The sequence below is a fragment of the Cupriavidus sp. WS genome (genome assembly GCF_000395345.1).
Lineage (GTDB): Bacteria > Pseudomonadota > Gammaproteobacteria > Burkholderiales > Burkholderiaceae > Cupriavidus > Cupriavidus basilensis_B.
Genome location: NZ_AQPL01000293.1, coordinates 1 through 2,322 on the forward strand (window position 1 = coordinate 1; position 2,322 = coordinate 2,322).

Genomic DNA, 2,322 nt, shown 5'->3' on the forward strand with positions numbered 1-2,322 from the left:
CTCGAAGTTGGCGTACATCGGCGACACCGACACCACCGTGGTCAGCACCGGCGACGAAGCTCCCGGCGCGACCAGGTTGCCGACCGTGATCTCGGCGCGCGAGACGCGCCCGCTCACCGGCGCCACGATGCGGGTATAGGTCAGGTTCAGCCGCGCCACTTCGAGCGAGGCCTGCGCGGCGCGCACGTTGGCGACTTCCTCGCGCGCGGTGTTGTCGCGCTCGTCGAACTCGCGGCGCGACACGGCGTTGTCCTGCACCAGCCGCTGGGCGCGCGCCAGTTCGGTCTGCGCGTGCGAGGCGCGCACCTGGGCGGCGGCCAGCGCGGCCTCGGCGCGCGCCACTTCGGCGGCGTAGGGGCGCGGGTCGATGGTAAACAGCGGGTCGCCCTTCTTCACCAGCGCGCCCTCGCGGAAGTGCACGGCGTCGATGGTGCCGCCCACCCGCGCGCGGATCTCCACGCGGTCCACCGCTTCGAGGCGGCCGGAGAACTCGTCCCACTCGGTGATGGTCTTGCCGATCACGCCGGCCACATCCACGGTGGTCGGGGCGGGTGCCGGCACGGCCTGCGCCTCGCCGGCATGCCAGGGCTTGAGCAATGAGGTCGCCAGGCCCGCGCCGAGCACGGCGACGATGGCCAGGGCAATCATGGTGCGTCGATATTGCTGCTTCATTTTTCTACACTCCGTATTCCGTAGCGGGTTTTCTTCAACTGGAAAGCAAAAAAAGGACGAACGCCGCCGCCGGGGCGCGCCAGGGGCCGCGCCCGGTATGCCTGCTCGCGCAGGCCGGCTTGTCGTGGTTCGCGCGGGTCAGCCTGGCGAGCTGGCGCCCGGGTCGCGTCCGGTCCTTGGTGAGGCATCGTCATCGCCAGCAAGGCAGCCTTGCAGGTAATGCGCGCCTTCGTTGACCCAGACCTGACATCGGTCGAGGGTCTGTTCCACCCCGTCGCCACAGGCGCCGGGCATGATTCTGGCTTCGGCCGGCACGCCGGCCGCCTGCAGCCGCGCGGCGAAGGCCTCGCCCTCGGCGCGCAGCGCATCTTCTTCCGCCACCTGGATCAGCGTGGGCGGCAAGCCCGCCAGCCGCGAGGCCAGCGCGGGCGCCGCATACGGGTGCACGCTGGCGGCCGGGGTCGGCAGGTAATCGCGGTAGAAACCCGCCAGGCGCTGCAGCCGCTCCAGCGACACGCTCGGCCCGCCCTGCGCGAACGCGCACGAGGCGTGCTCCAGGCAGGGGTCCGTCACCGGCCGGATCAGCCACTGCGCGCGCGGCTCGGGCAGGCCGCGGTCGCGCAGCATCTGCGACAGCGCGATCGCCAGGTTGCCGCCGGCCTCCTCGCCCACCAGGGCGAAGCGCAGCTTGTCCACCTTCAGGCGGCGCGCGTGGCGCAACACCCAGGCGGTGGTATTGAATACGTCTTCCGGCGCCGCCGGAAACGGAAAATCGGGTGCCAGCGAATAGGCCGGCGTCACCACCACCGCCGGCATCGTGGCCGCCAGCCACGCGGCCAGGCGCTGGGATTTCTCCACGCTGCATTCCACGAAGCCGCCCGCGTGCAGATAAAGCAGCCACGGCAGCAGCGCGGCGCCCTTGCCTTCCGGATAGCCCGGCGGATAGCTCAGGCGCACCAGGATCGTGCGGCCGCAGCTCTCGACGGCGTGCTCGGTCGTGCGTCCCACGGCCAGTTCGGCGGCGGACGCTGCGGCTGCAGCTTTCGATCGGGAAGGCATGGCGATCACAAGCGCCGCGTTAACGGCGCTTCCATTGCATATTGCGATGCAGCGAATTATGGTGGTTGATAAAGGTGGGATAAAGCGAGGCTTTACCAATGCACTGTTTCTGCCGTCAAATAATCCGGCGCGCCCGCGGCGGGAAACCCTGCGCCGTGCAAGGTCATTGGTTTTGTGATCCACTCCCGCACTTCCGCGGCCGCGCGCGCTGCGCGATGCGCTCCCGGCCCGGCCGCTAAAGGTCTGGCCCGGGCGGCCGACAAGTCCAGCAGGCCCTGTAATCCCAACAGGCCCGGCAGGCCCGACGGACTCGACAAGAAGTCCGGCACGCCAGCCAGGCCCGCCCGTATCCTTTTCCCGGGGAGTGAACATGGATCGTCTCGTATCAATGCAGGCATTCACCCGCGTCGTGGATATAGGCAGCTTCGCGCGGGCGGCCGAATCGATGGATCTGCCCAAGGCCACCCTCACGCGGCTGATCCAGAACCTGGAAACGCACCTCGGCGTGAAGCTGCTGCATCGCACGACGCGGCGCATCAGCGTCACCACCGACGGCGCCGCCTATTACGGGGTCGTCTCAGAAAACGGAAA

General features: G+C 69.1%; 4 protein-coding genes. 2 read left to right on the top strand and 2 right to left on the bottom strand.

What is annotated here, in order from left to right; genetic code table 11:
* Window positions 1–672, bottom strand: a 672-nt coding sequence (locus K206_RS0123105) for an efflux RND transporter periplasmic adaptor subunit (protein ID WP_020423875.1), incomplete at its 3' end; no start/stop codon positions are given.
* Between the two features lie 138 nt (window positions 673–810).
* Entirely contained in the window at window positions 811–1,731 is a 921-nt protein-coding gene (locus tag K206_RS0123110) for an alpha/beta hydrolase (protein ID WP_043367010.1), read from the bottom strand.
* Here K206_RS0123110 and K206_RS43045 point away from each other — a divergent pair.
* The gene (locus K206_RS43045; protein ID WP_155888189.1) at window positions 1,730–1,909 is read left to right on the top strand and encodes a hypothetical protein; all 180 of its coding nucleotides are present in this window, start codon (window positions 1,730–1,732) and stop codon (window positions 1,907–1,909) included. The two genes, K206_RS0123110 and K206_RS43045, sit on opposite strands and share 2 nt — an antisense overlap.
* Before the next feature lie 192 nt (window positions 1,910–2,101).
* Window positions 2,102–2,322 (top strand): LysR family transcriptional regulator (locus K206_RS0123115; protein ID WP_155888190.1); only part of this gene is annotated, 221 nt, incomplete at its 3' end.

Bases quoted from the DNA above. Each gene is read 5' to 3' on its own strand.
- K206_RS0123110 (WP_043367010.1), bottom strand. From the start codon at position 1,731: ATGCCTTCCCGATCGAAAGCTGCAGCCGCAGCGTCCGCCGCCGAACTG.
- K206_RS43045 (WP_155888189.1), top strand. From the start codon at position 1,730: ATGGCGATCACAAGCGCCGCGTTAACGGCGCTTCCATTGCATATTGCG.